This window comes from Stenotrophomonas sp. Steno-Z2 (assembly GCF_056393235.1).
In genome coordinates, this window is the sequence record NZ_JBWJOY010000002.1 from 339,824 (window position 1) to 361,722 (window position 21,899).

22 protein-coding genes, 1 tRNA gene and 1 pseudogene are annotated in these 21,899 nt (G+C 70.5%); 4 read left to right on the forward strand and 20 right to left on the reverse strand.

All coding sequences use genetic code 11. From position 1 onward, the window contains the following. Positions 1-24 precede the first annotated feature (24 nt). From AC06FP_RS06610 to AC06FP_RS06635, 6 genes are all read right to left on the reverse strand, one after another. Positions 25-579: a NuoB/complex I 20 kDa subunit family protein gene (locus AC06FP_RS06610; RefSeq protein ID WP_054664850.1), complete on the reverse strand. Its 555-nt coding sequence runs from the start codon at positions 577-579 to the stop codon at positions 25-27. Then, positions 570-926, reverse strand: a complete 357-nt coding sequence (locus AC06FP_RS06615) for an NADH-quinone oxidoreductase subunit A (protein ID WP_054664847.1) — start codon at positions 924-926, stop codon at positions 570-572. Before AC06FP_RS06615 ends, AC06FP_RS06610 begins: the two co-directional genes overlap by 10 nt. Positions 927-1,038: 112 nt before the next feature. Further along, positions 1,039-1,123, reverse strand: a tRNA-Leu gene (locus AC06FP_RS06620). Between the two features lie 52 nt (positions 1,124-1,175). Beyond that, positions 1,176-1,592, reverse strand: a complete 417-nt coding sequence (gene secG / locus AC06FP_RS06625; RefSeq protein ID WP_456119012.1) for a preprotein translocase subunit SecG — start codon at positions 1,590-1,592, stop codon at positions 1,176-1,178. 28 nt (positions 1,593-1,620) lie between these two features. Beyond that, positions 1,621-2,376 carry a triose-phosphate isomerase gene (gene tpiA / locus AC06FP_RS06630; RefSeq protein ID WP_478074963.1) on the reverse strand — a complete coding sequence of 252 codons (756 nt, stop codon included), beginning with the start codon at positions 2,374-2,376 and terminating at the stop codon, positions 1,621-1,623. Between the two features lie 191 nt (positions 2,377-2,567). Beyond that, a complete protein-coding gene (locus tag AC06FP_RS06635) occupies positions 2,568-3,503 on the reverse strand; it encodes an isopenicillin N synthase family dioxygenase (RefSeq protein WP_478074964.1) in 936 nt (311 codons plus the stop codon). A 181-nt stretch (positions 3,504-3,684) separates the two neighbouring features. On the opposite strand from AC06FP_RS06635, the gene AC06FP_RS06640 reads away from it, so the two are divergent. Beyond that, positions 3,685-4,932 (forward strand): glycosyltransferase family 4 protein, encoded by a 1,248-nt coding sequence (locus AC06FP_RS06640; RefSeq protein ID WP_478074965.1) that lies wholly within the window; start codon positions 3,685-3,687, stop codon positions 4,930-4,932. Further along, positions 4,844-5,698, forward strand: a complete 855-nt coding sequence (locus AC06FP_RS06645; RefSeq protein WP_478074966.1) for a polysaccharide deacetylase family protein — start codon at positions 4,844-4,846, stop codon at positions 5,696-5,698. The genes AC06FP_RS06640 and AC06FP_RS06645 overlap by 89 nt, the downstream gene beginning before the upstream one ends. A gap of 116 nt (positions 5,699-5,814) precedes the next feature. Here the strand turns inward: AC06FP_RS06645 and glmM are convergent, their stop codons facing one another. Together glmM and accD are read right to left on the reverse strand one after the other, a co-directional pair. Next, complete coding sequence (glmM, locus tag AC06FP_RS06650; RefSeq protein ID WP_478074967.1) at positions 5,815-7,188, reverse strand: phosphoglucosamine mutase; 1,374 nt, start codon at positions 7,186-7,188, stop codon at positions 5,815-5,817. Next, positions 7,188-8,075 carry an acetyl-CoA carboxylase, carboxyltransferase subunit beta gene (gene accD / locus AC06FP_RS06655; RefSeq protein WP_456119000.1) on the reverse strand — a complete coding sequence of 296 codons (888 nt, stop codon included), beginning with the start codon at positions 8,073-8,075 and terminating at the stop codon, positions 7,188-7,190. Before accD ends, glmM begins: the two co-directional genes overlap by 1 nt. A gap of 121 nt (positions 8,076-8,196) precedes the next feature. Between accD and AC06FP_RS06660 the strand changes: the two are divergent. Continuing rightward, positions 8,197-8,733: pseudogene (locus tag AC06FP_RS06660) on the forward strand (methylated-DNA--[protein]-cysteine S-methyltransferase). Here the strand turns inward: AC06FP_RS06660 and AC06FP_RS06665 are convergent. Genes AC06FP_RS06665 through trpB form a run of 4 tightly spaced genes read right to left on the reverse strand, consistent with a single transcriptional unit; the run spans position 8,714 to position 12,601 of the window. Beyond that, positions 8,714-9,898: an acyltransferase family protein gene (locus AC06FP_RS06665; RefSeq protein ID WP_478074968.1), complete on the reverse strand. Its 1,185-nt coding sequence runs from the start codon at positions 9,896-9,898 to the stop codon at positions 8,714-8,716. The pseudogene AC06FP_RS06660 and the gene AC06FP_RS06665 overlap by 20 nt on opposite strands. Before the next feature lie 54 nt (positions 9,899-9,952). After that, positions 9,953-10,756: a tryptophan synthase subunit alpha gene (gene trpA, locus AC06FP_RS06670; RefSeq protein ID WP_478075296.1), complete on the reverse strand. Its 804-nt coding sequence runs from the start codon at positions 10,754-10,756 to the stop codon at positions 9,953-9,955. A gap of 7 nt (positions 10,757-10,763) precedes the next feature. After that, positions 10,764-11,375, reverse strand: a complete 612-nt coding sequence (locus AC06FP_RS06675; RefSeq protein ID WP_478074969.1) for a hypothetical protein — start codon at positions 11,373-11,375, stop codon at positions 10,764-10,766. 8 nt (positions 11,376-11,383) lie between these two features. Further along, positions 11,384-12,601, reverse strand: coding sequence for a tryptophan synthase subunit beta (trpB, locus tag AC06FP_RS06680; protein WP_456118992.1), 1,218 nt, complete (start codon positions 12,599-12,601; stop codon positions 11,384-11,386). A 212-nt stretch (positions 12,602-12,813) separates the two neighbouring features. Between trpB and AC06FP_RS06685 the strand changes: the two genes are divergently transcribed. Beyond that, positions 12,814-13,707, forward strand: coding sequence for a LysR family transcriptional regulator (locus AC06FP_RS06685; protein WP_478074970.1), 894 nt, complete (start codon positions 12,814-12,816; stop codon positions 13,705-13,707). Positions 13,708-13,781: 74 nt separating this feature from the next. Here the strand turns inward: AC06FP_RS06685 and AC06FP_RS06690 are convergent, their stop codons facing one another. The 8 genes from AC06FP_RS06690 to prmB all read right to left on the reverse strand — a co-directional run bounded on the left by AC06FP_RS06690 (position 13,782) and on the right by prmB (position 21,885). Continuing rightward, complete coding sequence (locus tag AC06FP_RS06690; RefSeq protein WP_478074971.1) at positions 13,782-14,441, reverse strand: phosphoribosylanthranilate isomerase; 660 nt, start codon at positions 14,439-14,441, stop codon at positions 13,782-13,784. Beyond that, the gene (gene truA / locus AC06FP_RS06695) at positions 14,438-15,211 is read right to left on the reverse strand and encodes a tRNA pseudouridine(38-40) synthase TruA (protein ID WP_456119419.1); all 774 of its coding nucleotides are present in this window, start codon (positions 15,209-15,211) and stop codon (positions 14,438-14,440) included. The genes AC06FP_RS06690 and truA overlap by 4 nt, the downstream gene beginning before the upstream one ends. A gap of 61 nt (positions 15,212-15,272) precedes the next feature. Continuing rightward, entirely contained in the window at positions 15,273-15,653 is a 381-nt protein-coding gene (locus AC06FP_RS06700) for a VOC family protein (protein ID WP_478074972.1), read from the reverse strand. Then, entirely contained in the window at positions 15,650-17,434 is a 1,785-nt protein-coding gene (locus AC06FP_RS06705; RefSeq protein WP_478074973.1) for a type IV pilus assembly protein FimV, read from the reverse strand. Before AC06FP_RS06705 ends, AC06FP_RS06700 begins: the two co-directional genes overlap by 4 nt. A gap of 269 nt (positions 17,435-17,703) precedes the next feature. Beyond that, positions 17,704-18,729 carry an aspartate-semialdehyde dehydrogenase gene (locus tag AC06FP_RS06710; RefSeq protein ID WP_478074974.1) on the reverse strand — a complete coding sequence of 342 codons (1,026 nt, stop codon included), beginning with the start codon at positions 18,727-18,729 and terminating at the stop codon, positions 17,704-17,706. An 84-nt stretch (positions 18,730-18,813) separates the two neighbouring features. Next, positions 18,814-19,866, reverse strand: a complete 1,053-nt coding sequence (locus AC06FP_RS06715) for a 2-hydroxyacid dehydrogenase (RefSeq protein ID WP_478074975.1) — start codon at positions 19,864-19,866, stop codon at positions 18,814-18,816. Beyond that, the gene (gene aroC, locus AC06FP_RS06720) at positions 19,859-20,962 is read right to left on the reverse strand and encodes a chorismate synthase (RefSeq protein WP_478074976.1); all 1,104 of its coding nucleotides are present in this window, start codon (positions 20,960-20,962) and stop codon (positions 19,859-19,861) included. The genes AC06FP_RS06715 and aroC overlap by 8 nt, the downstream gene beginning before the upstream one ends. Next, the gene (gene prmB, locus AC06FP_RS06725; RefSeq protein ID WP_478074977.1) at positions 20,959-21,885 is read right to left on the reverse strand and encodes a 50S ribosomal protein L3 N(5)-glutamine methyltransferase; all 927 of its coding nucleotides are present in this window, start codon (positions 21,883-21,885) and stop codon (positions 20,959-20,961) included. The genes aroC and prmB overlap by 4 nt, the downstream gene beginning before the upstream one ends. Positions 21,886-21,899: the final 14 nt, after the last annotated feature.

The window sequence follows — 21,899 nt, forward strand, 5'->3', positions numbered from 1 at the left end:
GCGTGCTCTTGACTTGAAAGGGGATCAGCGTGCGATGGTCTGGGTGCGCCAGATCTTCTTCTGCAGCTGCAGGATGCCGTACACCAGCGCCTCGGCGGTCGGCGGGCAGCCCGGGACGTACACGTCCACCGGCACCACGCGATCGCAGCCGCGCACGACCGCATACGAATAGTGGTAATAGCCGCCGCCGTTGGCGCAGCTGCCCATCGAGATGACCCACTTCGGGTCGGGCATCTGGTCGTAGACCTTGCGCAGCGCCGGCGCCATCTTGTTGACCAGGGTGCCGGCCACGATCATCACGTCGGACTGGCGCGGTGACGGGCGGAACACCACGCCGTAGCGGTCCAGGTCCAGGCGCGAGGCGCCGGCGTGCATCATTTCCACGGCACAGCAGGCCAGGCCGAAGGTCATCGGCCACATCGAGCCGGTGCGCGCCCAGTTCAGCAGGGCGTCGACGCTGGTGGTGACGTAGCCCTTCTCCAGCAGCGGGTTGTCGCCTTCGGGCCGGAGGATGTCGTCAACCCGCCCTTCCGGGATGGGGTTGTTCATCAGGCCATCGAGAGTCTGAATCACTCCCATTCCAGCGCTCCCTTCTTCCACACGTAGATAAAGCCGAGGAACAGCATGCCCACGAACAGGCCCATGGTGACGAGCGAACGGGCGCCCAGTTCCATGAAGACCTGGGTCCAGGGCACGATGAAGATGATTTCCAGGTCAAAGACGATGAACTGGATGGCGATGAGGTAATAGCGCACGTCGAACTTCATGCGCGCGTTCTCGAACGCCTCGAAGCCGCACTCGTACGGCGACAGTTTCTGTTCGTCGGGGCTGCGGGGGCCAAGGAAACGGCCGATCAGCATCAGGGCGACGCCGATGCCGGTGGCGACGATCAGAAACAGCAGGGACGGCAAATATTCGGCCAGCACAGCGATTCTCTCTTGCCTCTGCCCGGGCACCTGCAGGCGCCCGCGCATGGGGATTGACGGGACTTGCCACGGCGGGAGCTGCCGCATCCCGCATACCCGCATAACAAACTCATGGTGCCCAAGAGGGGACTCGAACCCCTACGACTTGCGTCGCTACCACCTCAAGGTAGTGCGTCTACCAATTCCGCCACCTGGGCTTACTTACGTCAGCGCACCGGCTCTGCAGTGCGGCGCGTATTGTAACCGTCTTCAGTCTTTATGCGAGCCCTCGGCGGGCTTTTCTTCGCTCTGCGCCGGATTATTTGCGGCAGGCGCCGCCTGCGGCACTTCGCCCGCGGCCGCGGCCTGCGGAACGGACTGCAGCTCGCCCGCCGGAGCGGCCGGCGCCTGCACCTGGGACATCACGCCCAGCCCCTGCTCGGTGGGGCGCGAACCATGGCTGGCGTACCAGGCCATGAACAGGCTGATGCCGAAAAACACCACGGCCAGCCACTTGGTGGACTTGGACAGGAAGTTGGACGCGCCGCGCGCGCCGAACACCGTACCCGAGGCGCCGGCACCGAAGCCCGAGCCCGCCGCCGCGCCTGAGCCGCGCTGCATCAGGATCAGCGCGATCATCGCGACCGCCACCAGCACATAGACCACATTGAGGATCAACATCAGCATTTGAAATCCGTCCCGGACAATTCCACCGTTAGCGACCGGCTGCCGCCCTCGCGATGGCCAGGAAATCTGCCGCCACCAGCGAAGCGCCGCCTACCAGCCCGCCATCGACGTCAGGCTGTGCGAACAGCTCTGCAGCATTGTCGGGCTTGACGCTGCCGCCATACAGGATCGGCAACGAATCGGCGATTCTAGCATCGCGCCCGGCGACTTCGCCACGGATGAAGGCGTGCACGGCCTGCGCCTGTTCCGGGCTGGCGGTGCGGCCGGTGCCGATGGCCCAGACCGGCTCGTAGGCGACCACGGCCCCGGCGAAAGCCCCGACCCCGGCCAGGTCCAGCACCGGCGCCAGCTGCGCGGCGATGACCTGCTCGGTCTGCCCGGCCTCGCGCTGCTCCAGCGTCTCGCCCACGCACAGGACCGGGGTCAGCCCCGCATTCACCGCCGCCATGAACTTGCGCGCGACCAGCTCGCTGCTCTCATGGTGGTACTGGCGGCGCTCGGAATGGCCGACCAGCCCGTAGCGGGCGCCCACGTCCACCAGCATGGCGGCCGACACCTCACCGGTATAGGCGCCCTTTTCGTTGCAGCTGACATCCTGCGAGCCGAATGCCAGCGCGGTGCCCTCGAAGTCCTCGACCAGGTCGCCCAGGTAGGGCAGCGGCGGCAGGATCACCAGCTCCACCCCGTCCAGCGGCAGGCCTGCGGCCACCTGCCCCACCAGCTCGGTGGCGAATTGACGGCTGCCATGCAGCTTCCAGTTACCGGCGACGATCTTGCGGCGCATTCAGGAACGACTCCCAATGAAAAGTGGGCGAAGGATAGCCCACTCCGGACAGCGGCAGGACAACCGGCGGACAACACGGGACAGCACGGACAGCCGGCCGGCGGTACCGGGCGGCCGCCGCACTTCCGCGGCACCCCGCCGGCCAGCGCCCGGCACTACGGCGAAGGCCGCCTCGCGGCGGCCTTCGTTGCTTACTTCAGCTTGATCTCGCGCAGGCGCTCCTCGAGGAAGCCGTGGGCGGTGATCGGTTCCGGATACCGGCTCGGGTTGTCCGGGGTGATGCACGAGGGCAGCACGTCGATCAGGAAGTCCGGATTCGGGTGCAGGAAGAACGGCACCGAGTAGCGCGGCTGGCGCGCCAGCTCGCCCGGGGGGTTGACCACGCGGTGGATGGTCGACGGATACACGTGGTTGGTCAGGCGCTGCAGCATGTCGCCGATGTTGACCACGATGGTGTCCGCGTCCGAGGTGAACGGCACCCACTCGCCTTCGTGCGACTGCACTTCCAGGCCGGCGGCGCTGGCGCCGACCAGCAGGGTGATGAAGTTGATGTCGCCATGGGCGCCGGCACGCACGTTCGGGATGTCGTCGGTGGTGATCGGCGGGTAGTGGATCGGGCGCAGGATCGAGTTGCCGTTGTTGGTCTTGTCGGCGAAGAAGGTCTCCGGCAGGCCGATGTGCAGGGCCAGCGCCGACAGCACGCGCGAGCCCAGGTTGTCCAGCGCCTGGTACAGGCCGTAGCCGCGTTCGCGGAAGCCCGGCACTTCTTCCGGCCACAGGTTCGGCGGCATCACCTCGCGGTACCTGGAGTCGTCCGGGATCTCGCGGCCGATATGCCAGAACTCCTTCAGGTCGAAGTGCCTGGAGCCCTTGGCGGTCTCCACGCCGAACGGGGTGTAGCCGCGGGCGCCGCCGCCGCCGGCCACGTGGTACTTGCGCTTGACCTCTTCGGGCAGGGCGAAGAAGGCCTTGAAGACATCGTAGGCCGCGTCGATGTCGGCCTGCGGGATGCCATGGTTGCGGATGCCCGCGAAACCCCACTGGCGATAGGCCGCGCCCAGCTCGGCCACGAAGGCCTCGCGGTCGCTGTCGAAGCGGGTGATGTCGAGGGTTGGGATCTTGCTCACAGCGGTTCCTGGCTTGTCATGAAGTAGCGGGCCGGCAGGTCTGTGGCCCGGCTGGACATTGTGACAGATCGCCCCGCCGGGCGGCCGGTGACACATTGATACAAAGCGATACAATTCCCCGCCCGGGGCTGGTGCAGGACCGGCGATACCCCTGTCCCCTCCCACTTCGCGCCCACTCCATATGGAACCCGCATCCCTGGCGGACCGTCCGCTGAAGATCCTGCACACCGAAGCCGCCCGCGGCATGGGCGGCCAGGAGATCTACCTGCTGCGCCACCTGCTGGCCATGCGCGCCCGCGGTCACGACGTCTCGCTGCTGTGCCAGCCCGGCGCGCGCCTGGCCGAAGCCGCGCGCGGCCACGGTTTCGTCGTGCATACGCTGGAGATGGGCGGTCTGCCGCGGCTGCTGCGCGGCATTGCCGCGGTGCGCCGGCTGGCCCGCCTGCACCGCTACGACGTGGTGAACGTCACCAGCCGCCGCGACGCCCTGATCGCGGCGGCCGGCGCGCGGCTGGCCGGCGTACCGCTGGTGGTCCGCTCGCGGCACCTGATGAGCCCGGTACATTCGCTGCTGACCTATACCTGGCTGCCGCACCGGGTCATCACCGTCAGCCAGTACGTCAGGCGCCTGCTGCAGGAACGCGGCATCGCCCCGACCCGGATCGGCGTGGTGCCGCCCATGGCGCGGTCGCCGCAGGCGGCCGGCGAAGCGCCGGCAGGTCGCGCCTGGCCGGAACTGCAACGACTGCGCGCCGAGGTGCGCGCCGAACTCGGCTTCAACGACGATGACGTGGTCGTCGGCTGCGTGGCCGTGCTGCGCGAGCCCAAGGGCCACCTCGACCTGCTGGAGGCGATCGCGCCGCTGTGCCGCGAGAATCCGAAGCTGCACCTGCTCGTGGTCGGCGACGGCGAACCGGTCATGTCGCGGCTGAAGGCGTCGAGCGCGCAGTACGGCATCGAACGCCAGGTCCGCCTGCCCGGCTACCGCAGCGACGCCACGCGGCTGATGGCCGGGTTCGACGTGTTCGCCCTGCCCAGCCACAAGGAGGCCGCGGGAACCGTATTCCTGGAAGCGGCCCTGGCCGGCGTGCCGATCGTCGCCACGCGCGTGGGCGGCATTCCTGAAATGGTGGCCGAACGGGTCAATGCTATTCTCGTCGGGCTCGGCAACCGGCCCGCACTGACCGCCGCACTGCGCGCGCTGGCGTCCTCGGCCGAACTGCGCCAGGCGATGGGACGCGCCGGCTGGGACTGGATCCGCAGCGAGCACCGCTTCACGGCCGCAGGGCACTGCGAAGCCACCGAACATCTTTACCACCAGTGGCTCGAGGAATTGGGACATGGCCCACGCCAAGTCGGTACCGGTGCTGATGCACCACCACGTCAGCCCCTCGCCGGGCATGATCACGGTCTCCCCGGAAAACTTTGAAAGCCAGATCGCCTGGCTGGCCGCCGATGGCTGGACGTCGTTGACCATGCAGCAGTACGCCGGCTTCCTGGCCGGCGCGCCGGTACCGCGCCGGTCCATCCTCATCACCTTCGATGACGGCTACCTGGACAACTGGGTGCACGCCCATCCCGTCCTGCAGAAGTACGGCATGCATGCCGTGGTGTTCCTGGTCACCGGCTGGATGGGCCAGGGCGAGGTGCGCCCGCATGCCGGCCAGCAGGGCGCGGCCGTGCCGGTCACGCCGGACCACCGCGGCTGCGAGGACGCGATCTTCGGCCAGGGCCGCGCCGACGAGGTGATGATGCGCTGGAGCGAAGCGCGCGCGGCGATTGCCGCCGGCACGTTCGAGTTCCATTGCCACACCCATACGCACACCCGCTGGCTGCGCCAGGACATCAGCCGCGAGGAAAAATGCGCAGGCATCCGCGGCGACCTGGTGCGGGCGCGCGAGGAGCTGCACAGGGAACTGGGCGAAGCCTCGGACACCCTGTGCTGGCCGTACGGCGATTTCGACGAGGACTACGTGCGGATCGCGCGCGAGCTCGGCTTCCGCTACCTGCACACCACCCATCCGTTCGGCCGCAATCTCGTCGGCGGCGATCCGGAACACATCTACCGCTTCGCCATCCGCAACCGCCCGGCGAAGTGGCTGCGCAAGCGCATCGCCAGCAGCTACCACCCGTTGATCGCGCCGTTCTTCAACCGCTTCAAGGCGCACCGCCGGGGCATGCTGGCCGGGCCCTGACCGGCGCAGGCCGGCAGGCGGCGCGGTTGCCGCAGCAGCGCCTGCCGATGGTGCGAAGGGCTGTCCCCGGAGAGCGGGAACAGAAAGCGAAACGCCCCGGAATCCGGGGCGTTTCGTCATGCCGCCGCGGCGGCCCTGACCGCTTCGGCCAGCCGCTCGAGCGTGGCCTGCATCAGCGCGGCGTCGTCGGCCTCCACCGTCACCCGTACCACCGGCTCGGTGCCGGATGGGCGCAGGAAGGCGCGGCCGTGGCCCGCCACCGCCTGCTGCGCGGCGGCCAGCGCGGCCACCACGCCCTCGGACTGCACCATCGCCTTGGCCGAGGCACCCTGCCCGACCCTGACGTTGACCGTCTGCTGCGGCATCCGGCTCAGGCCGACCAGCGCGTCCTGCAGGGTGATGCCGCGGCGCCTGAGCACCTCCAGCACCTGCAGCGCGCTGATGATGCCGTCGCCGGTGGTGGCCCGGTCCAGGCACAACAAGTGGCCCGACGCTTCGCCACCAAGCACGCCATCGTGCTCCAGCAGCGCCTTGTGCACGTAGCGGTCGCCGACGTTGGCGCGCAGGAAGCCGATCCCGGCCCGCGCCAGCGCCTGTTCGAAACCGTAGTTGGTCATCAGCGTGCCCACCACCGGCCCGCGCAGGCGGCCGCTGGCCTTCCAGTCCATCGCCAGCACGTACAGCAGGTCGTCGCCGTCGCGGACCGCACCATCGCTGTCGACGAACAGCAGGCGGTCGCCGTCGCCGTCGAAGGCGATGCCCAGGTGCGCCCCGCTGGCACGCACCCTGGCGGCCAGCGCCTCCGGGTACATCGAGCCGACGCCGTCATTGATGTTCACGCCGTTGGGCTCCGCGCCCATCGCCTCGACGCTGGCGCCCAGTTCGCGCAGCACCAGCGGCGCCACCTGGTAGGTCGCGCCGTTGGCGCAGTCCACCACGATGCGCAGGCCTTCCAGGTCGAAGTCGCGCGGCACCGAATTCTTGCAGGCCTCGACGTAGCGGCCGATCGCATCGCGCGTGCGCACCGCCTTGCCCAGGCGCTCGGAGGCCACGGTCGAAAATGGCTGGTCGAGCGCATCCTCGATCGACAGCTCGGTCGCGTCGTCGAGCTTCTCGCCCTGCGCGGAAAAGAACTTGATGCCGTTGTCGTGGTGCGGGTTGTGCGAGGCGGAGACGACGATGCCGCCATCGGCGCGCAGCGAGCGGGTCAGGTGCGCGACCGCCGGGGTCGGCATCGGCCCCATCAACTGCACGTGCACGCCGGCGGCGACCAGTCCGGCCTCCAGCGCGGCCTCGAACATATAGTTGGAGATGCGGGTGTCCTTGCCGATCACCACCAGCGGCTTGCGGTCGGCGCCGCGCGCCTGGGTCGCGCGCACCAGCGCCTGCCCGTAGGCGTTGCCCAGGCGCAGCACGAAATCGGCGGAAATCGCCCCTTCGCCGACCCGGCCACGGATGCCGTCGGTGCCGAAATACCTGCGGGCGACCATCAGGCGGCGGCCACGTCGTCGGCCGGACGCTCCTGGCGCATCAGCATGGCCAGCAGATCGGCCAGGCGCTCGCGCATTTCGCGGCGGTCGCAGATCTGGTCGATGGCGCCGTGCTCGAGCAGGAACTCGGCGCGCTGGAACCCTTCGGGCAGCTTTTCGCGCACGGTCTGCTCGATCACGCGCGGGCCGGCGAAGCCGATCAGCGCCTGCGGCTCGGCGATGTTGATGTCGCCCAGCATGGCGAACGAAGCCGACACGCCACCGGTGGTCGGATGGGTCAGCACCGAGATGTACGGCAGGCCGGCCTCGCGCAGTTTGCCCAGCGCGGCCGAGGTCTTGGCCATCTGCATCAGCGAGAACAGGCCTTCCTGCATGCGCGCGCCACCGCTGGCGGAGAAGCATACGAAGGGCGCGCCGATCTCCAGCGCGGTCTCGGCCGCCAGCGCGAAGCGCTCGCCGACCACCGAGCCCATCGAGCCGCCCATGAAGGCGAAATCGAACGAGGCGGCCACCAGCGGGCGCCCCTTCAGGGTGCCGCGCATGGCCACCAGCGCGTCGTACTCGCCGGTGTTCTTCTGCGAGGCCTTGATGCGCTCGGCGTACTTCTTCTGGTCCTTGAACTTGAGCAGGTCGGTCGGCCCGAGGCGGGCGGCGATCTCGGTGGTGCTGTCGGCGTCGAACAGCGACGCCAGGCGGGCACGGGCGCGGATGGCCATGTGGTGGCCGCACTTCGGGCAGACCTCCAGGTTCTCCTCCAGCTCCGGCCGGTACAGGGCGGCACCGCAACTGCTGCACTTTTCCCACAGGCCCTCGGGGACGCTGCGTTTCTTGTTGGGCGTGTTGTCGGTGCGGATGCCCGAGGGCATCAATTTGCTGAGCCAGCTCATGCGGGATGACGGTTCCGTTCAGGGCGACCCGGGGGCCGCGACAGGGCCGACAGTCTAGCGCGCGCCGGCAAACCGACGGTAGCGTACAGCGCCGGGGCCCACGCCATCCCCTGGAAACGCGATGACGATCCACTTCCGCCGCATCGACAGCCCGCTCGGGCCGCTCACCGTCTCCGCCACCGACCACGGGCTGTTCGCGCTCGAATTCCCGCAGGACGCCTGGTTCCTGCCGCGGGAGGGCTGGCGCGAGGGCGACCACCCGCTGCTGCGGCGGGCGCAGGCCCAGCTCGACGAATATTTCGCCGGCGCCCGGCGCGCCTTCGACCTGCCGCTGGCGCCGCGCGGCACGCCGTTCCAGCGCCAGGTCTGGTTCGCGCTGGCGGGCATCCCCTACGGGTAGACCACGAGCTACGCGCAGTTGGCCGCGCGCCTTGGCCGCCCGACCGCGGCCCGCGCAGTGGGCGCGGCCAATGGCCGCAACCCGCTGGGCATCGTCCTGCCCTGCCACCGCGTGATCGGCGCCAACGGCGCGCTCACCGGCTTCAGCGGCGGACTGGCGGCCAAGCAGTTCCTGCTGCGGCTCGAAGGCGCCCTGCCCGCCGCCGATGCCGACGACCTGTTCGGCAATGCCGCCGGTGCTATTCGCGGCCGGGGCTGAGCGGGCGCGGCGCCATGGCCGGCAGGCCGCCGGCATCCGCGGCGGACGCGCGCAGCCAGCGCCGCCGCACGGCCCGGTCGCAGGGTTCCGAATAGAACCGCGCCAGCAGCGCGCCCAGCGCCCAGCACAACGCCAGCAACGGCAGGTACCACCAGAACCCCGCGCGGACATCGCTGCCGCCGTGCCGGTACAGGGCCACCAGCGCGAATACGATGAACATGTGGGTCAGGTAGATCTCGTAGCTGAGCCGGCCGAAGCTGCGCAGCCAGCCCAGCGCGCGCGTCGGCCTGCCGCCGGTGTCCACCTGCAGGCCGGCGATCAGCATCGCCGCCGAGCCGGTCAGCACCAGCATGTAGCCGTTGCCGAACGAGGCCCACAGCTCGCGCCCGTAGAGCGGCACGGCCAGCAGCCCCAGCCCGCCGGCCAGGCGCAGCAGCCGCGCGGTCCGCGGCGGCGCCCGCCAGCGCTGGACCAGCAGCGCGGTCAGCACGCCGGTGGCGATGGCCGCCATGCCCGGCAGGTAGGCCTTCTCCTGCCAGATCTCGTTGCCGGCCAGGGCCGCACGGGTCAGCGGCAGCGACAGCGCGAACAGCGCCAGCAGCACGGTCAGCGGCATGCGTCCACGCACCAGCAGGCACAGCAGCGGAAACCCCAGGTAGAACACTTCCTCGATCGACAGCGACCACAGCACGTCCCAGCCGCCGGGCAGCCAGCCGGTGCGGCCCTCGTACCAGTTCAGGTGCAGCCCCAGCGCGGAGAACAGCGCCCCGCCCAGCGACTGCCCGTCTCCATCGATCACGTGGAACGGCACGCCGGCCAGGTGCAACGCGCTCAACACCGCCAGCAGCAGCAACAGGCACGGCAGGATGCGTGCGGCGCGGCGCACGTAGAAGGCACGCAGGTCGATGGCCGACAGCGCGTCCCAGCGCCGCAGCGAATGCGAGGCGATCAGGAAGCCGGACACGACGAAGAAGACGAAGACCGCCTCATAGCCGTTGTAGCTGAGCGCATTGAGCAGGCGCTGCGGCAGCACCTCGCCCAGCGCGGTGTCGCGCAGGGGGATGCGCAGGGCCAGGTGGTGCAGCACCACCATCAGGATGGAGGCGCCGCGCAGCGCATCGATGCCGGGGTTGCGGCCGCCGGCCTGCGGCAATGGAACGTTCAAGCGTCGCCCTGCGAAACGGAGCCGGCCCGCATTATCCCTGCGCGCCGGCTTCGCTCAGGCATCGAGCGCCTGCCGCAACGGCGCCAGGAACGCGCCCGCCGCACGCACCGCCTCGGCCACCGAACCGGCTTCGGCCATCGCCGCCACCAGCGCGCTGCCGACCACCACGCCATCGGCGTCGAGCGCCATCGCCGCGGCGCTGGCCGCGTCCTTGATGCCGAAACCGGCCACCACCGGCACCTTGGATCGGCTGCGCAGCAGGCGCAGGCGCTGTCCGGCGGCGGCGCTGTCCAGGCGTTCGGAGGCGCCGGTGACGCCGGCGAAACTGACGTAGTACAGATAGCCCTGCGCGGCGTCGCACAGGCCATCGAGCCTCGCCTGGCTGCTGGTCGGCGAGGCCAGCAGGATCAGCGCCAGGCCGGCGGCGGTGAAGGCGGCGCGGATTTCATCGGCTTCCTCCGGCGGCAGGTCGACCAGCAGCACGCCGTCCACGCCGGCAGCGACCGCCTCGGCCGCGAACTGCGTCGCGCCGCGGATTTCCACCGGGTTGAGGTAGCCCATCAACACCACCGGGGTGAGCGCATCCTGCTCGCGGAACCGGGCCACGGTGTCCAGCACGTAGCGGCGGCCGGCACCTCGCGCCAGCGCACGCTCGGAACTGCGCTGGATGGTGGGGCCGTCGGCCATCGGGTCGGAAAACGGCACGCCCAGTTCGATCACGTCGGCGCCGGCGGCGACCAGTTCGTGCATCACCGGCACGGTGGCGTCCAGCGCCGGGTCGCCGGCGGTGATGAACGGGATCAGCGCCTTGCGGCCGGAGGCGCGCAGGCGGGCGAAGCATTCGTCGATTCGGGTCACGGACATCTCAGGCGCATCCTTCAATCAGTTCGACCGCATCCGGCTGGCCCCAGTAGATCGAGGTCACCACGCCGTTGAGGGTTTCCAGGCGCAGGGCCAGGTGGGTCCGCTTGTCGGTCCAGGTCAGGTAGTCGCCATCGGGCGACACATAGGCGTGCGGGCTGACCACGACGCCCGGCGGCAGGCGCTTTTTCGCCTCGGCCACGTCCATGCCCACCCACAGCCCGAACGGCACCGCGGGCGCGGTGGCCGGCCGCGCATCGACGCGCACGCCGGGCTCGCCTTCGCCATCCACGTCGAAGCGCGCGATGCGGTCGGCGATCACCATCATCGACATGCCTTCGGGCAGCGTGCCGCGGTCGTAGTACTCGCAGTCGCCCTCCATCGCTTCGCGCATGCCCGCGGACCTGAAGGCCGCGTCGCCTGGCGCCTTGCCGAAGGGAGCGCCGACGCGCAGTTCGCCGACCGCGGCCAGTTGCGCCGCCGCATCGGCCGCCGGTGGCGCCGCCTCGGGCACTGGAGCGGAAGCGGCGGCCGGTGCCGGCGTGGCTTCAGGCTCCACCGGTTTGCACGCAGACAGCGCCAGCGCGATGCAGGCCAGCGCGCCCGTGCGCATCATCGGCGCGCTCACAGCGACAGCCCTTCGCGCGCGGCGATGGTATGCACGTCCTTGTCGCCACGGCCGGACAGGTTGCACAGCACCAGCGCGTCCTTCGGCAGGTCGCGCGCCAGCTTGATCGCCTGCGCCACTGCATGGCTGGATTCCAGCGCCGGCAGGATGCCCTCGGTGCGGGTCAGGCGGTGGAACGCGGCCAGCGCCTCGTCGTCGGTGATGCCCACGTACTGCGCGCGGCCGCTGTCGGCCAGGAAGGCGTGCTCCGGGCCGACGCCGGGGTAATCCAGGCCGGCGGAAATGGAATGGGTCTCGGTGATCTGGCCGTCGTCGTCGCACAGCACGTAGGTGCGGTTGCCATGCAGCACGCCGGGGCGGCCGGCCGAGATCGAGGCGGCGTGGCGTCCGGTGGCGATGCCGTCGCCGGCGGCCTCGGCGCCGTAGATCTTCACCTCGCGGTCGTTGAGGAAGGCATGGAACAGGCCGATCGCGTTGGAACCGCCGCCGACGCAGGCGGTGATCGCATCGGGCAGGCGGCCGTAGTCCTCCAGCATCTGCGCACGCGCCTCGCGCCCGACGATGGCGTTGAAATCGCGCACCATGCGCGGATAGGGATCGGGGCCGGCGACCGTGCCGATGATGTAGAAGGTGTCGCGCACGTTGGTGACCCAGTCGCGCATGGCCTCGTTGAGCGCGTCCTTGAGCGTGGCCGAGCCGCTGCTCACCGGCACCACCGTGGCGCCCAGCAGCTTCATGCGGTAGACGTTGATCTTCTGCCGCTCGATGTCGGTGGCGCCCATGTACACCACGCATTCCAGCCCGAGCCGCGCGGCCACGGTGGCGCTGGCCACGCCGTGCTGGCCGGCGCCGGTCTCGGCGATGATGCGGGTCTTGCCCATGCGCGCGGCCAGCAGCGCCTGGCCGATGGTGTTGTTCACCTTGTGCGCGCCGGTGTGGTTGAGGTCCTCGCGCTTGAGCAGGATCTGCGCGCCGCCCACGTCGCGGCTCAGGCGTTCGGCGTGGTAGATCGGGCTGGGCCGGCCGACGTAGTGCTTCAGGTCCTTGTCGTAGGCGGCGATGAAGGCCGGATCGACCCGTGCCTGGTCGTAGGCGGCCGCCAGTTCCTGCAACGGCCCGACCAGGGTCTCGGCGACGAAGCTGCCGCCGAAGCGGCCGAAATGCCCGCGGGCGTCGGGAAAGGCATGGAAATCGGGGATCGGTGCGGCGCTCATGGCATCACGGTCGGCAGGACAGGCCCGCACCGTAGCGCACATGCGCGGCGAAGAAAATCGATATGTGGATCGCCATGTGTTAGAAAAACTCACATGAATGAACCGCAGCACAGACAGTTGTCATGGCGAAGCCGCCCGCAAGGTGGCACAGGGCCGGTTTCCGCTCCTTCAAAACCGGCATTCCCGCCCTCCATGGTGGTCGGATGTGCGCCATGAAGGACGATCACGCCCTGCCCTCGCTAAACGCGCTGCGCGCCTTCGAGGCCGCCGCCCGCCTGCGCAGCGTCAGCCTCGCGGCCGGGGAACTGCACGTGACCCATGGCGCGGTGAGCCGCCAGCTGCGCGCGCTGGAGGAAGAACTGGGCGTGGCGCTGTTCGAGCGCGAGGGCCGCGGCATCCGCCCGACCGCCGCCGGCCGGCGCCTGCAGGAGGCCGCCTCCGGCGCGTTTTCGCAGCTGCGCGACTGCGTGGCCGCACTGCGCCGCAGCCAGCGCAGCGATGCCTTCGTGCTCGGCTGCCCAGGCAGCGTGCTGGCGCGCTGGATGATCCCGCGGCTGCAGCAACTGCAGCGCGACCTGCCGGGCCTGACCCTGCACCTGGCCGCACAGGACGGCGACTTCGCGCCGCGGCTGGCCGGGCTGGACGCGGCCCTGCTGCTCGGCCAGGCGCCATGGCCGGCCGGCTGGACCGTGCACGGCCTGGGCAGCGAGCGCATCGGCCCGGTGTTCAGCCCGTCCATGCATGGCGCGCAGCGGCTCGCCCGCCAGCCGCCCGATGCCCTGCTCGGCCACGCCCTGCTGCACACCCGCTCGCGACCGCAGGCATGGCCGACCTGGGCGGCGCTCAACGACCTGGACACGACCGCGCTGCGCGAAGGCACCGGTTTCGAGCACCTGTACTACCTGCTCGAAGCCGCGGTCGCCGGCCTTGGCGTCGCCATCGCGCCCGAGCCGCTGGTGGCCGACGACCTGGTCAACGGCCGCCTCATCGCGCCCTGGGGCTTCGTCGACACCGAAGGGCAATGGGCGCTGTGCACGACGGGAGGTGAGCGTCACCCGCAGGTCGAGGCGCTGGCGGACTGGCTGCGGCGGCAGCTGGCGGCATAAACCCGTAGGAGCGGCTTCAGCCGCGATGGGGGCCTTACCGGGAAAGCCCCATCGCGGCTGAAGCCGCTACCGGATTACGCGGACGTGTCGTGCATGTCGGCGCGCCGCACTTCCTCGACGAAGCGACGCATGCGGTCGCCGTCCTTGATGCCCGGCGCCGACTCGATGCCGCTGGACACATCCACGCCCCACGGCTGCACGCTGGTGATCGCGTCGAACACATTGTCCGGGCGGATGCCGCCGGCCAGCAGGAACGGCCGGTGCAGGCCGGCAGGCACCTGCGCCCAGTCGAAGGCCACGCCGCTGCCGCCGCTGCCGCCCGGGGCATGGCTGTCCAGCAGGAAACCGGCGGCATGCGGGTGCGCCAGCTGCAGGCTGCGCGCGGTGACCGCTTCGGTTCCGCCCATCGCCACCGCCTTCAGGTAGGGCATGTTGAACGCGCGGCAGAAGGTGTCGTCCTCGTCCCCGTGGAACTGGAGCAGGCTCGGCCGCACCGTGCGCATCACCTCGCGCACCTCCTCGCGGCTGTTGTCGCGGAACAGCGCGACCACGTCGACCATCGGCGTGGCCGCCTGGCGCATCGCGCGGGCTTCAGCCGGCGCCACCCGGCGCGCGCTGCCGCGCGCGAACACGAAGCCGATTGCGTCCACGCCCAGTTCGCTGGCCAGGCGGATGTCGCCGGCGCGGGTCATGCCGCAGAACTTGATGCGGGTGCGGAACAGCATGCGGGTCATAGCGTCACCTCGGCCGGCAGTTGCCACTGGTCAGGATACAGCGGGCCGACGAACACCAGCCCCTGCGGCGGCGCGGTCGGCCCGGCCCGGGTGCGGTCGCGCAGCGCCAGCACCTGCCCGATCCACGATTCGGGCTTCTCGCCGGCGCCGACCAGCAGCAGCGAACCGACGATGTTGCGCACCATGTGGTGCAGGAAGGCATTGGCCTGCACCTGCACCTCGACCACCTCGCCCTGCCGCGCGACCGAGATCGACTGCAGTTCGCGTCGCGCATGCAGCGCCTGGCACTGCACGCTGCGGAACGCGCTGAAGTCGTTTTCGCCCAGCAGCGCCTGCGCGGCGCGGTGCATCGCATCGGCGTCCAGCGGGCGGCGCTCCCAGCTCAGCGTCTGCCGGTACAGCGCCGGCCGCACCTGGCGGTTGAGCAAGCGGTAGCGGTAGCGCCGCGCGCGCGCCGAAAAGCGCGCATGGAAATCATCGGCCACCGGCACGCACCAGCGCACGCACACCGAAGGCGGCAGCCGCGTGGTCGTGCCCAGCACCCAGCCACGCGGCTCGCGCGCGACGTCGCTGTCGAAATGCACCACCTGGCACTCGCCATGCACGCCGGCATCGGTGCGGCCGGCGCAGACCACGCTCACCGGCGCATCGGCCACCGAGGACAGCGCGTCCTGCAGGGTGGCCTGCACGCTGGCGCAACCGCTTTCGCCCAGCTGCTGCCAGCCCTTGAATTCGCTGCCGTCGTATTCCACGCCCAGCGCGTAGCGCATCGTCAAACCTCTCATGTCGCCGGCGCCCGCCGGGGCTGGCACGCCCACGGCGGCCGCCTGTTCAATCCGCGTCGCGCTCGGACCACACGGCCAGTTCGTTGCCGCCGGGCTCGACGAACTGGAAGCGGCGCCCGCCCGGGAAGGTGAATTCCGGCCTGCTCAGCGTGCCGCCGTGCGCCAGCACCGCCGCCTGCAGCGGCGACAGCTGCGCCGCGTAGAGCACCACCAGCGGTGCGCCGGACGCGCTCGTCGCCGGCTCGCCATGGAAGAACCCGCCCTGCAGGCCGCCATCGTCGAACGCGGTGTAGTCCGGGCCGTAATCCTCGAAACGCCAGCCGAACACCTGCTCGAAGAAGCGCCGGCTGGCGGCGGGGTCGCGCGAGGCGAACTCCACGTAGTCGATGCGCCGTTCGCGCTTCACCGCCGGTTCCTGCGCGCTCATCCCAGCCGCCCCAGCAGTTCGGCCGCCTCGGCGCGCGCCTGCGGGTCGCTGCCCGCCGCCACTTCGTTGAGCAGCGTGCGCGCGGTTTCCGCATCGCCCAGGTCCAGGTAGGCGATCGCCAGTTCCAGCCGCTCGCGGCCGGCAGGCGCGGGATTGAGCGGCGCCAGGCGGGCCATGTCGCCGGCCAGCCAGGCGCTTTCCTCCTGCGCGGCCGGTTCGGCCAATGCCGCGTCCTCGGCCAGCGTACGCGAGGCCTCGAACAGCAGCACCGGCTCCTGCCGGGCCGGAGGCGGCGGGTTCGCGCCTGCGGGCGGCTGCGACCAGAACGGCACGGCCCCGGCTTCTGCTTCGGCTTCGTCTCCGGCATGCGCCGGCGCGGCCCCGGCGGCGATGTCCTGCTCCACCGCGGGCATGGCCGCGGCGAGCGCGGACAGTTCGCCGGCGGCGGCACGGCCGGCAGGCGGCGCGGGCGGAAGCGGCGATGGCCGGCGGCGGCGCGACAGCCACCAGCCCGCCGCGGCCACCACCAGCAGCAGCACGCCCAACCAGGCCCACGGCGCGGTACCCGCCGGCTCCTTCTTCGCCACCTCGGCCAGGCGCTGCTGCGCCGCGGCCAGGTTGCTGTCCTTCATCGCGATCAGCGACTGCTGCTGGGCCTGCAGCTTCTCCAGCGCAGCCACGCGTTCGCGCAGTTCCTGCAGTTCCGCATCGCGCGTGGCGAGGTCTTCCCTGGCCTGCCGCAGTTGTTCGTTCGCCGCCATGTCGCCCTCGCCGCCGGCCTCGAGACCGGTCGTCATTCCTGCCGTCTGTTGCGCACCGGCCACCGCCGGCGCGATTTCCAGCCGCGCGTCGTTCGCCGCCGGCGCCGTCGCGGCAGGCGTGCCCGTTGCATTCGCCGCGCCGGCCACCGCCGGCTGCGGGATCGGTGCGCGCGCCTGGCGCCATTGCGCGGCATGCTCGCGCACCAGCGCGCGCGCCGCGGCCAGGTCGGTGCGCTGCAGTTCTTCGTTCCCGGGAACACGCAGCACCGCGCCCTGCCGCAGCAGGTTGACGTTGCCGCGGATGAACGCTTCGGGGTTGGCGCGCAGCAGCGCCACCATCGCCTGGTCCAGCGAAACCCCATTGTCGCGCGCCACGTCGCGGGCGATTCCCGACAGGGTCTGGCCGCGCTGCACCGGGGCCAGCGTGCCATCGGCCGTGGCCGCCGGGCGCGCGGCTGGCGCCGGGCGGGGCGCCGGCGGCGCGGATGGCGTGGCGGCGGCGGCCGGTGCCGGCTCCCTTGCCGGTGCGGGCGTGGGCGTCGGCGCCGGTTCGGGTTCGCGCACGATCAGGTTGGACGGCGCAGCCGCCGGTGCCTCGATCACCGGCTCGTCCACCGCGGTGGCGGTCTCGGGCGCGGCGACCAGCGCAGAGTATTCGCGCACCAGGCGCCCCTGCCCCCAGTCGACCTCGATCAGGAAGCTCAGCGCCGGCACCTGCACCGGTGCCGCGCTGGTCACCCGCACCACGGCGCGCCCCTGCGCGTCCTGGGCGAACTGGAACTGCAGCTCGCTAACCAGCCCCTCCGGGCGCGACAGGCCCACGCGCTCGAAGGTCGCCGCCGAAGCCAGCCCCACCGTGGCGTTTTCCAGCTCGCCCGGGTCGCTGGAGATCACCGGGATCTCGGCCACCAGCGGCTGCCCGGGCCGGGACAGCACGCGGATGTTGCCCAGGCCGAGGGCAAGCGCGGCGCTGCTGTACAGCCCCAGCGCGAGGACGAGTACGCCTTGTATCGAGCGCATCGCGCTCCTGCCCCGTGGTTTCATGCCGGCAAATATACCGGCAGAGCCGGGTTCCGAATACCGGAGGGATGGGACGCGCCAGCGCTGCGCGCTGCCGCCCCACGGTTTGCTCTGCAAACCGCGGGCCCCGTCTCTCGCTTGCCACACCCCGCGCCTTCGGCGCGCCCCCTGACTCAGGGGGCTTTGCTCCAGATGCGATCCGGGGTTCGGGTATGAGCGGCTGCCGGCCTGCGGTACGGCGAACCCGGGCGTCGTGGCGGCCTTGTCTCTCAGCCGCCGTTGGCGACCAGTTCGGCGAGCTGCACGGCGTTGAGCGCGGCGCCCTTGCGGATGTTGTCGGCCACCACCCACATGTTCAGGCCGCGCGGGTGCGAGAGGTCCTCGCGGATGCGGCCGACATAGACCGGGTCGGTGCCCGAGGCATGGGTGACCGGGGTCGGGTAACCGCCGGCCCTGCGCTCGTCCACGACCTCCACGCCCGGCGCGGCGGCCAGCAGTGCGCGCGCCTGCTCCACGCTGATCTTCTTCTTCGTCTCGATGTTCACCGCCTCGGAATGGCCGTAGAACACCGGCACGCGCACGGCCGTCGGGTTCACCTGGATGCTGTCGTCGCCGAGGATCTTGCGGGTCTCCCAGACCAGCTTCATTTCCTCCTTGGTGAAGCCGTTGTCGAGGAACTCGTCGATGTGCGGGATCAGGTTGAAGGCGATCTGCACCGGAAACTTCGCCGGCTCGATCCCCTGGAAGCCGAGCAGCTGCGCGGTCTGCTTGCCCAGCTCCTCCATGCCGCTCTGGCCGGCGCCGGAAACGGACTGGTAGGTGGCCACGTTGATGCGCTCGATGCCGTATTCGCGGTGGATCGGCGCCAGCACCGGCATCAGCTGCATGGTCGAGCAGTTCGGGTTGGCGATGATGCCGCGCGGGCGGTTCTTCGCCGCTTCCGGGTTGACCTCGGACACCACCAGCGGCACGTCGTCGTCGTAGCGGAACGAGGACGAGTTGTCGATGACCACCGCGCCGGCGGCGGCGAACTTCGGCGCGTATTCCTTGGAGATGCCGCCACCGGCCGAGAACAGCGCGATCTCCACGCCGGTGGGATCGAAGGCGGCCAGGTCCTGGACGGTGACCTTCCCGCCATTGAACTCGACCTGCTGGCCGGCCGAGCGTTCGGAAGCGAGCAGGCTCAGCTTGCCGACCGGGAAATCGCGCTCGGCGAGGATGGACAACATGGTCTGGCCGACCGCGCCGGTGGCGCCGACGACGGCTACGTGGAAACGACGGGCTTCATTGCTCATGGGGTGTACTCGAAAGAAAGAGATGGGGGGACACGCACGTCGAGCCAGGTTCGGGGAACCTCCGGCGACAGCCTCGGAGGCTCCCTACCGTTTCTTGATGTCGATTTTGGTGCCGGCATTGCCCGTGCGCGCCATGCCATCGGCCAGCTGGCCGGCATTGACCGCGTTGGTCGGACGGCCGGCTTCCGGGCCGATGCCCAGGCCGGCCAGCAGGTTGTCCACCGCCACCTGCACCATCGCCCGGCGCGTGGCCAGCGAGGCGCTGCCGACGTGCGGGGTCAGCACGATGTTGCGCAGCGCACGCAGTTCCGGGCGCACGTCCGGTTCGTTCTCGTAGACGTCCAGCGCGGCCGAGGCCAGGCGACCGTGCGCCAGCGCGTCGGCCAGGGCCAGTTCGTCGACGATGCCGCCGCGGGCGATGTTCACCAGCGTGGCGCCGGGCTTCATCTTCGCCAGCGCGGCGGCGTCGATGATGTGGTGGTTCTGCGCGGTATACGGCAGCACCAGCAGCAGGTGGTCGACGCTGCCCAGCAACTCGTCGAAACCGACGTAACGCGCGCCGACCGCCTGCTCCACGTCCGCGGGCAGGCGCGAACGGTTGTGGTACAGCACCTTCATGCCGAAGCCGTGGTGGCCGCGGCGGGCGATGGCCTGGCCGATGCGGCCCATGCCGAGGATGCCCAGGGTGCTGCCATGCAGGTCGGCGCCGAGCATGGTGGTGAACGACCATTGCCGCCAGTGGCCCTCGCGCAGCCAGCGGTCGGATTCGACGATGCGCCGCGCCGCGGCCATCAGCAGCGCGAAGCCGAGGTCGGCCGTGGTCTCGGTGAGCACGTCCGGGGTGTTGGTGGCGATGATGCCCGCCGCACTCAGCGCCGGAATGTCGAGATTGTTGTAGCCCACGCCGACGTTGGCGACGACCTTCAACGCCGCGGCACCGGCGATTTCCGCCGCGCCGATGCGTTCGTTGAGCGTGACCAGGGCACCGTCGGCGGCGGCCAGGTGCGCCGCCAGCGCGGCGCTGTCGTGCGCGGTGACGACCGGCGTGGCCACCACGTCGCAGCATGCGGCCAGCTGCGCGACGGTGTCGTCGAACAGCGGCTGCGATACCCAGACGCGGGGCCGCCGCTCAGCCATCGAGGCTGCCGGGGATGCGCGGCGTCACCACGCCGACGTCGCCGCACTGCGCGCGGTGGCGCAGCGCCTGGTCCATCAGCACCAGCGCCAGCATCGCCTCGGCGATGGGCGTGGCGCGGATGCCGACGCAGGGGTCGTGGCGGCCGGTGGTGACGACCTCGACCGCGTTGCCTTCCACATCCACCGTGGCGCCGGGCAGGCGCAGGCTGGAGGTCGGCTTGAGCGCCATCGAGGCGGCGATCTGCTGGCCGGTGGCGATGCCGCCGAGGATGCCGCCGGCGTGGTTGGACTGGAAACCGTCGGGCGTGATCAGGTCGCGGTGCTCCGTGCCCTTCTGCGCGGCGCTGGCGAACCCGTCGCCGATCTCCACGCCCTTGACCGCGTTGATGCTCATCAGCGCCGCGGCGATCTCGCCGTCGAGCTTGCCGTAGATCGGCTCGCCCCAGCCCGCCGGCACGCCGTCGGCGACCACGTTCACGCGCGCGCCGACCGAATCGCCGGACTTGCGCAGCGCGTCCATGTACGCCTCCAGCTCCGGCACCTGCGCCGCGTCGGGCCAGAAAAACGGGTTGTCCTCGACCGCGTTCCAGTCGAAGCCGGCCGGGGTGATGTCGCCCAGCTGCGACAGCCAGCCGCGCACGGTCACGCCGTAACGTTGCTTGAGCCACTTCTTGGCGATCACGCCGGCGGCCACGCGCATGGTGGTCTCGCGCGCCGAGGAACGGCCGCCGCCGCGCGGGTCGCGGATGCCGTACTTCTGCCAGTAGCTGTAGTCGGCGTGGCCGGGGCGGAACTGCGCAGCGATGTTGCTGTAATCCCTGCTGCGCTGGTCGGTGTTGCGGATCAGCAGCGCGATCGGCGTGCCGGTGGTGCGACCCTCGTACACGCCGGACAGGATCTCCACCTCGTCGGCCTCGCGGCGCGCCGAAGTGTGCCGGCTCTTGCCGGTGGCGCGGCGCTGCAGGTCGTGGGCGAATTCCTCCGGCGCGATCTCCAGCCCCGGCGGGCAGCCATCGATCACGCAGCCGATCGCCGGCCCGTGCGATTCGCCGAAGGTGGTGACGGTCAGCAGCTTGCCGAAGGCGTTGGAGCTCATCGCTGCGCCGCCAGCTCGGCGATGCGCGCGTGGTGGGCGCGCAGTTCGGCGGCTTCGACCGCGAAAATGCCCATCTGCCCGACCTTGAACTCGATCCAGGACATGAATACTTCCGGCAGCAGCCTGACCAGGTGCTGTTCGGAATCGCCCACTTCGCAGATCAGCAGGCCGTCCTCGCTCAGATGATCCGGCGCATCGCGCAGGATCTTCAGCACCAGGTCCAGGCCGTCGTCGCCGGCACGCAGCGCCAGTTCCGGCTCGTGCGCGTATTCGCGCGGCAGCGCGTCGGTCTCGTCGTTGGTGACGTACGGCGGGTTGGTGACGATCAGGTCGTAGACGCGGCCCTGCAGGCCGGCGAACAGGTCGCTTTTGACCAGCTCGACGTTGTGCGCGAGCAGGCGCTCCTTGTTCTCGGCCGCCAGCGACAGCGCGGCGTCGTTGATGTCGCTGCCGTCCACCTGCCAGTTCGGGTAGTAATGGCCCATGGCGATGGCGATGCAGCCCGAGCCGGTGCACAGGTCCAGCGCGCGGGTGACCTCGCGCCCGGCCAGCCACGGCTCGAAGCCGTTGAGGATCAGCTCGGCGATGGGCGAGCGCGGCACCAGGGCGCGCGCGTCGCTCTTGAAGCTCAGTCCGGCGAACCAGGCCTCGCCGATGAGATAGGCGGCCGGCACGCGCTCGGCGATGCGGCGCTCGAACAGCGCCAGAACCTGCTGCTTCTCCTCGGCCAGCAGGCGCGCCTGGCCATAGGCCGGACCCAGGTCCGGCGGCAGGTGCAGGGTGTGCAGCACCAGGCTGGTGGCTTCGTCCAGCGCATTGTCGTAGCTGTGCCCGAAGGTCAGGCCCGCGGCATTGAAACGGCTGGCGCCGTAGCGGATCAGGTCGATGATCGTGTGGAGTTCGGCGGCCGCCTGGGCTGTCATGGCAATACGGGGGA

What these genes read in the sequence shown, in the direction of transcription:
- prmB (WP_478074977.1), bottom strand. Translation starts at nt 21,885, where the DNA reads ATGACAGCCCAGGCGGCCGCCGAACTCCACACGATCATCGACCTGATC.
- aroC (WP_478074976.1), bottom strand. Translation starts at nt 20,962, where the DNA reads ATGAGCTCCAACGCCTTCGGCAAGCTGCTGACCGTCACCACCTTCGGC.
- AC06FP_RS06610 (WP_054664850.1), bottom strand. Translation starts at nt 579, where the DNA reads ATGGGAGTGATTCAGACTCTCGATGGCCTGATGAACAACCCCATCCCG.
- AC06FP_RS06715 (WP_478074975.1), bottom strand. Translation starts at nt 19,866, where the DNA reads ATGGCTGAGCGGCGGCCCCGCGTCTGGGTATCGCAGCCGCTGTTCGAC.
- glmM (WP_478074967.1), bottom strand. Translation starts at nt 7,188, where the DNA reads ATGGTCGCCCGCAGGTATTTCGGCACCGACGGCATCCGTGGCCGGGTC.
- AC06FP_RS06685 (WP_478074970.1), top strand. Translation starts at nt 12,814, where the DNA reads ATGAAGGACGATCACGCCCTGCCCTCGCTAAACGCGCTGCGCGCCTTC.
- AC06FP_RS06645 (WP_478074966.1), top strand. Translation starts at nt 4,844, where the DNA reads ATGGCCCACGCCAAGTCGGTACCGGTGCTGATGCACCACCACGTCAGC.
- trpB (WP_456118992.1), bottom strand. Translation starts at nt 12,601, where the DNA reads ATGAGCGCCGCACCGATCCCCGATTTCCATGCCTTTCCCGACGCCCGC.
- AC06FP_RS06710 (WP_478074974.1), bottom strand. Translation starts at nt 18,729, where the DNA reads ATGAGCAATGAAGCCCGTCGTTTCCACGTAGCCGTCGTCGGCGCCACC.
- AC06FP_RS06640 (WP_478074965.1), top strand. Translation starts at nt 3,685, where the DNA reads ATGGAACCCGCATCCCTGGCGGACCGTCCGCTGAAGATCCTGCACACC.
- AC06FP_RS06700 (WP_478074972.1), bottom strand. Translation starts at nt 15,653, where the DNA reads ATGAGCGCGCAGGAACCGGCGGTGAAGCGCGAACGGCGCATCGACTAC.
- AC06FP_RS06690 (WP_478074971.1), bottom strand. Translation starts at nt 14,441, where the DNA reads ATGACCCGCATGCTGTTCCGCACCCGCATCAAGTTCTGCGGCATGACC.
- accD (WP_456119000.1), bottom strand. Translation starts at nt 8,075, where the DNA reads ATGAGCTGGCTCAGCAAATTGATGCCCTCGGGCATCCGCACCGACAAC.
- tpiA (WP_478074963.1), bottom strand. Translation starts at nt 2,376, where the DNA reads ATGCGCCGCAAGATCGTCGCCGGTAACTGGAAGCTGCATGGCAGCCGT.
- secG (WP_456119012.1), bottom strand. Translation starts at nt 1,592, where the DNA reads ATGCTGATGTTGATCCTCAATGTGGTCTATGTGCTGGTGGCGGTCGCG.
- AC06FP_RS06675 (WP_478074969.1), bottom strand. Translation starts at nt 11,375, where the DNA reads ATGATGCGCACGGGCGCGCTGGCCTGCATCGCGCTGGCGCTGTCTGCG.
- AC06FP_RS06705 (WP_478074973.1), bottom strand. Translation starts at nt 17,434, where the DNA reads ATGCGCTCGATACAAGGCGTACTCGTCCTCGCGCTGGGGCTGTACAGC.
- truA (WP_456119419.1), bottom strand. Translation starts at nt 15,211, where the DNA reads ATGCGCTACGCGCTGGGCGTGGAATACGACGGCAGCGAATTCAAGGGC.